The sequence below is a fragment of the Chryseobacterium sp. BGARF1 genome (assembly GCF_001677955.1).
Classification (GTDB): domain Bacteria; phylum Bacteroidota; class Bacteroidia; order Flavobacteriales; family Weeksellaceae; genus Chryseobacterium.
In genome coordinates, this window is the sequence record NZ_LELA01000115.1 from 1 (window position 1) to 6,266 (window position 6,266).

The window sequence follows — 6,266 nt, forward strand, 5'->3', positions numbered from 1 at the left end:
GGACGTGGGATATAACCGCTGTCTGCAGCAATTGCTTCAAAATTTCCTGTATAATATCCTCTTGCATCCACTTCATGGGTCACCTCAACCATCATTAATTTGGTGAAAATATCTGAGATGTTTTACTTTCTCTGTAGTTTTTGATTCTACAGTTTTAATTTTGTTATTTTTGGGGGAGTGAATTAGAGAAGTAGATTCTAATTCATATAGTTAAATCAATGAAAAAAGACTTTCTAAAAGACCAATCCTATAAAAACACGACATATAATGAATTTTTCTCTATTTTTTTTGCGTTTCCCACAATGAATCTAAAATTTTAAGATTTCCAGTACTGTCTGGGTTGCCTTGTTTTTCTGCTTCAAGTAAAAAATATTTTGATTTTGTTAGATTACCAATCTGCATATAACAAATGCCTAAAGAATTCGTTATCTTATCACGATACCCTTCTTTTTTTCCAATTCCGTTATTGTATGCAATTGTGAGATTAGATATTGCATTGTTATAATCTTTCTTTTCCATATAAGAGAATCCTATTGGTGCCACAACATCAGGATATTTATTTTTATCAACGCGATTAAGATAAAACAGCGTCAAGTCATATTGTTTATTTTCGTAAGAATCCCAACCGTTTTTATAAAATTTGCTTTCATTATCTGTAAAAAAATTATATTTAATGATTACAACGAAAATAAATATCGAACATATTAATAAAATAATCTGAATTACTCTTTTCATAAAATAATTTTAGTTTTAATTTTTTTCACCAAAATAATAACAACAATAAATATATTATATCCACAAAAAAAATAATGCTAACTATTTTTAACTGAGTTATGCCTCCGTAGTGATCAATAACCCAACTTGCTCCGAAAATATACATTATAAATATCACGAGAAGAACAAAAAAATATTTTTCTTTCACAAATTGAAAAATATCAAAGTAATAAGAAAAATTTTTATTCACATTATTCAAACTAAAAAATGAGATTTTTTCATCATCTGATTTATTTTGATTTATTTCTTTGTAAAACGTTAATGTATTACCGTTTTCAAATTGTTTAAGATTTCCAAGCACATACCAATTTGTAACAAATCCTCTATAATTTCTTTCATATCTATGCTTTTCGGAATCATCTAAATAAAAGTAAACTCTTCTTTTACTGGCATGCTTATCAATAGTTATTTTTTTTTGAGATTTCCTTTTAAAACAGGATTTTCTTTCACCAACTCTAATTTTGAATCGACTTTGATAATTCTAGTGATAAAAATAGCTGTAACTATTAAAGGAAAAATGAAAATTAATGTGAATACTAAATTTTTCATATAATATTAAACTGTTTATTCTTAATCTTTTCCCGCTATACCCGTAATCTTAGCTCTTGCAGCAACTTCTTCATTTTGCATAGCATTATTAAGATCACTAATTTGTGAAGCCAATGCCCAATTTGAAGTAGCTCTTAATACATCAATACCAAAATTAATTGCCAAACCTTTGAGTGCACCACCCAAAGTTGTTTTCACTCCTGTTGAAGCATTACTTCTCAAAGAATTATTGTACTGAGTGCCATGTACAGAATTCACATTCGTTGACGAAGCCGTAGTTGTATTTTGAGTAATTCTGACACTCGTGTTTGAAGCATTTACATTTATTTGGCTGTTTCCAATACTTGAATTTGGCAGACGATTATTAGCAGAGATGGTTGTGTTGGTAATTGTGGTTCCTGGTGGAGTGACATTACCTCTGCTATCAGTAACAAATACTCTGTTTTGTGATATAGTACTTTGATTGACTGTAGTACTTTGATATCCTGATGTTTGAGCTTTAGCAATATCTTTACCAAATCCTAAAGCATCGGTAGCTGCACCATAAGATTTATCCGTGGCCTCTACCATCACTTGGTTTTCAGGCATATCATTCAAATTATAGGCTTCACCGGTTACATAATTTTCAAAACCTGTTGCATCTTTTACCTCATCGTACAAACCGTTTATCAAATATGAAGTTCCAAAAACCGTTGCCATACCAGTTCCCTGCGCAAATGCTGAAGCCAAACCAAACTCAGCATATGTTGCCTTTATTTTTACTTACAAATATTAAATTTATAATGAAATTTAACAGCAAGATTACTATTATTGTTCCAATTATTTTATATGTGGTTTTCACTACTTAAAACTCTTTTTAAACTCTTCTTTAGGCATAAAAAATTTCAGATACTGTTCCACAAATATAAAATTTAGCTGATCTGATACATGAAACGGATCGGAAGTAAATCCACCTTTCAGGTTCAATATATCTTTGGGAAAAACAGGAATGGGATTTTGCTCCGAACCATATGTTGAATCATTCAACTGATTTTGATTGATTTGTACAGAAATTTTATCTCCTGAATCATTGTTCCCTAGTACCCACCATCTTTCAGTAGATTTTTTATCAAAGCCATCAAAAATCAAAAGAACAAAATGTTTTTTATACTGATTATTATAAAAATAAAACTTGTGCAAAAAGCCTGATGGGTTTCCTCTTCTGCTTAAACCCGCAATATACTGTATGTTTTCGCTTTTAGCATTTTGAGGTAAGTTAATTATTTCTGTTTTTGAACGAGAAATATAGTGTTGAATATCGGTATCGGAAGGACTGTTTCCTCTGAAAAACACGAAATTGATGATAAAAATAAATACCGGTATTCCTATTAACAGACCTAATATATAACCCATTTTTTTCATAAAAATCAAAATTATTCTTTGAACATATTTTTGAATTCTTCTTTTGGCATAAAGAATTTCAAATACTGTTCTACGAAGATGAGGTTAGTTTGCTCTGAAACTTTAAACGGATTTTTTGAGAAACCACCTTGCAGATTTAGGAGATCTATTGCAAATATTGGTACTGGGTTTTCTTTTGTTCCATATTTTTTTGATTGCAACTGATCTTGATTTATTCTTACACTTAATAAATCACCATTTTCATTTCTTCGCAGTACCATATGCCTCTCTTCTGAATTGGAGTCAAAACCTTTAAAAAGCATCAGAGAAAAATGTTTCTTATATTTTTCAGAGTAAAATAAGTATCTGTATAAAAATGCAGAAGGATTTCCTCTTCTACTTAATCCAATAATATATTGTGTGGAAGACCTCTCCACCTCTGGCTTCAATTGTACAGTATCAATAAATGAGTGATTAAGATACTCAGTGACATTATTTTTTGTAACATTATTTCCTCTGAAAAAAAGAAAATTTACTAATAAGATAAATAAGGGTATTCCGATTAATACTCCGATAACATAGCCCATTTTTTTCATTAAATTTATTTTTTATTAGCAATGACTTCAATATTATTCTTTCTATCTAACAGTTCTAAATCATCTGCTTTTGCAAACGTTTCATCTTGCAAACTATTCTCATAGACATTCACTGATTGCTCTAAAGCAAAGCCTACAACCGCTCCTCCTAAACCAAGCCCTACACCTTTCAATGCATTCTTCCAACCGTAATCTCTGAATGAGCGGGATGCAATATCTGCTGCCATTTCTCGGCTTGCCTGCCGTGAAGCATCACCTGCAATCCCAGCATTAATGGCATCGGTGCTGTATTGTGTCATCTCACGTGTTACCGCTTGATTATGCTGTGTAATACTATACATTTCACTGCCTTCTTCAATGGCATCTGCACCCAGCCCGATACTTTCCTCAGTGATTGTTTCTCCGGTTTCAGATTTAAATTTCTCCATATCATAAATCGAATTTTCACCATCTTCAAATTTAATATCACATCCGATAGCAATCAGCATTCCGGGAATATTTGCTCCTCCTGTTAAACCGCCCACCAATCCTGCACCAAATTTGCTGAGCGCCTGAGCTGTAATTTCCTTAGCATTATTGTTACTGATAAAGTCTGCAGCCTGCTGAGCAATAGCATCATCAACAATCAATGTAATTTTACCGCCAACACTGCATGCCATAAAAGAACTATTCAGCAATGCATTTTTCTTCTGAAATAATACATTGGTATGAAAACTTTCCCAATTTGATTCTAATGTTGCATCGCAGTCATGGGCTTCTCTGTAAAATCCGTATGCAAGAGCTCCCACGGCTCCCACTGCACCTATCACAACACCAGCTGTAGAAGTAGCAGTAATAGCTACCGCCAACAGTGCAGGCGCAGCAAGCCCGCCCGTCGCAACACAAAGAAGTATAGCTCCTCCTATTACCAAACCTGCACATAGCATCGCCAAGCCACCCCATTTTTTAGCAGCCATTTTACATTTAAAAGATTCGCTGATCTTTTTGTCGTCAACCGTCAAAAAATAATGCGCTTTATTAGTATTATAAACACTAGGATCACTTCTTGAAACTCCAATTTTAAGGGGCTCGGGAACTTGCATATTGGTGCAAATTACGTTAACACTCTGAATGATATATGAATCAGCCATTATTCAATTTTTTTTAATTTGTAATTTACCAAAAGCTGTATATTGTTTTTTACTTCTTCAATGATGGTTATCTCCGCAGACTCCAGCCATGCAGTTGCCTCATCATAAACAATTCTCTCTCTATAACTGATGTTATACTCTGAAAAACGATATTGTATTACTGGTTTGTATTTTTCGTTATATATTTTTTCTAAATGTTTTGATTTGTGAATTTCTTTATCAATTGTACTGACTTTTCTTACAAGAATTTTATTTTCTGTTTCTCTCAACAAGTCTTGTTTAATATGTAAATCAATTATTTTACCTAAAAAAAGTTGCGAATAAAACTTTCTTATATAAGGTTCGAATTTATCTTCCGAATTAACCAGATATTTATCAAAAAAAACATCAAAAAACATTTTTGTTTTCAGATCCTCAATTAATATTTCTTCATTCAGAATTTGATTCTCAGCCATTCCGATAAAGGTTTTGATAGCATCAGAAGCTTTTTGATTTCTTAAAAAGGAATATCCGTCCTCTAATTTTCGTTTATGAAGTTCCCATTGATTTATTATGTAATCCTGATTAATAATTCTCTGAATATTTCCGGATTTAGCGTCTATACCTACTACAATACCATTACACTTAACATTATCGAGATCGGCAACAAGCAATATAGCATCTTGATACTGATTTGGATTAACTAAAATTGCCTGATCTGTCATGTTTATTTCAACAACAGGAAAATTCTGTATCATTCTTTTCTTAACAACATATTCCCTTTTAGTATCAGCAGTATTCGTTGGAACACCATTTAACTTGGTAATAACTGTTTGTTCACATCTATAAGTTGCAACATCATCATTTTCGTTGTCTTTGCTTTTTGGATTATGATTTGCTATATTTTTAGGCAAAATTATATGCTCTAAATGTATCGGAATTTTATTCGTAATAATGGCGTTCGTTATTCCACAATTTTTATTATGAAATTTTATCAAATCATCAACATCCAAGCTATTATCTTTTGCAATAGATTCTATAGTATCTCCCTTTTGAATCTCGTATTTTATAAACTGCATTATCTTTTAGTTAATTTCTACAGGTCCACCTGTAATTTGAGTTTTTCCGTTAAATAATGCTTCAGCAGATCCCGAACCTTTTATACGCACTTCACCTTCGGAAGTATTACACACACTTTGTTTTCCATTTATTGTGATGTTCAGTCCTTCAATATTAATACATCCGTCTTCATAGAGCGTTATTGAACTGCTTCCCGTTTTGAATTTAATTTCTTTAATGCTTTCTACGAAGATTTTTCCTGTGTCATCCATAGTAATTTTAGACTTCCCGCTGCCGACATTTATGACCGAACTTTTCTTGACATTCGTCGTATGATCATTACCAATGTCTTCATTATTATCATTACTCACAAAAGTGGTCACATCACCTGTTCCGCTTAAAGTAACATGATTTCCGTTTCTGTCTTTAATTTCAATTCCTGCGCCATCATTTAAACAAATAATATTTCCGCTTTTACTGGATAAACTTTTAACATTATTTCCGGCTCCACCGCCACCGCCAACTCCACCATGAAACATTCCGCCCATTACAAAAGGTCGGTCAGGATGTTGATGAACGAAATTGATAATTACCTGATCGCCAACTTCCGGAATGGCCATGAATCCACGGTTTTTATTTACTTTATCACTGCTTCCTGCATCCGGAGTCATTACTCTGATAAACTCTGATGTATCTTGCCCACTTTGCCAGTCAAACTGAACCTTTACTCTTCCCTGATTTAATGGATCTGCATTGGCAGTAACTTTTGCAAACTGAGCTTCAGCTCTGGGACTTTCAA

General features: G+C 32.7%; 7 protein-coding genes. All 7 read right to left on the bottom strand.

The genetic code is table 11. The annotated features are described in order from the left end of the window. Positions 1 to 279 precede the first annotated feature (279 nt). Complete coding sequence (locus tag AB671_RS19750) at positions 280 to 735, bottom strand: hypothetical protein (protein ID WP_066681503.1); 456 nt, start codon at positions 733 to 735, stop codon at positions 280 to 282. Between the two features lie 609 nt (positions 736 to 1,344). After that, positions 1,345 to 2,052, bottom strand: coding sequence for a hypothetical protein (locus AB671_RS19760; RefSeq protein ID WP_066681499.1), 708 nt, complete (start codon positions 2,050 to 2,052; stop codon positions 1,345 to 1,347). Positions 2,053 to 2,163: 111 nt separating this feature from the next. After that, positions 2,164 to 2,715 carry a hypothetical protein gene (locus AB671_RS19765; RefSeq protein ID WP_157444270.1) on the bottom strand — a complete coding sequence of 184 codons (552 nt, stop codon included), beginning with the start codon at positions 2,713 to 2,715 and terminating at the stop codon, positions 2,164 to 2,166. Between the two features lie 20 nt (positions 2,716 to 2,735). Continuing rightward, complete coding sequence (locus tag AB671_RS19770) at positions 2,736 to 3,299, bottom strand: hypothetical protein (protein ID WP_066681490.1); 564 nt, start codon at positions 3,297 to 3,299, stop codon at positions 2,736 to 2,738. Between the two features lie 5 nt (positions 3,300 to 3,304). Then, positions 3,305 to 4,429 (bottom strand): PAAR-like protein, encoded by a 1,125-nt coding sequence (locus AB671_RS19775; protein WP_066681486.1) that lies wholly within the window; start codon positions 4,427 to 4,429, stop codon positions 3,305 to 3,307. Beyond that, a complete protein-coding gene (locus AB671_RS19780; protein WP_066681483.1) occupies positions 4,429 to 5,487 on the bottom strand; it encodes a hypothetical protein in 1,059 nt (352 codons plus the stop codon). The genes AB671_RS19775 and AB671_RS19780 overlap by 1 nt, the downstream gene beginning before the upstream one ends. Before the next feature lie 6 nt (positions 5,488 to 5,493). Then, the coding region (locus AB671_RS22825; RefSeq protein WP_228390999.1) for a phage baseplate assembly protein V at positions 5,494 to 6,266 on the bottom strand (773 nt) is incomplete at its 5' end.

Coding starts and splice junctions, on each gene's coding strand:
- AB671_RS19780 (WP_066681483.1), bottom strand. CDS start 5,487: ATGCAGTTTATAAAATACGAGATTCAAAAGGGAGATACTATAGAATCT.
- AB671_RS19765 (WP_157444270.1), bottom strand. CDS start 2,715: ATGGGTTATATATTAGGTCTGTTAATAGGAATACCGGTATTTATTTTT.
- AB671_RS19775 (WP_066681486.1), bottom strand. CDS start 4,429: ATGGCTGATTCATATATCATTCAGAGTGTTAACGTAATTTGCACCAAT.
- AB671_RS19770 (WP_066681490.1), bottom strand. CDS start 3,299: ATGAAAAAAATGGGCTATGTTATCGGAGTATTAATCGGAATACCCTTA.
- AB671_RS19750 (WP_066681503.1), bottom strand. CDS start 735: ATGAAAAGAGTAATTCAGATTATTTTATTAATATGTTCGATATTTATT.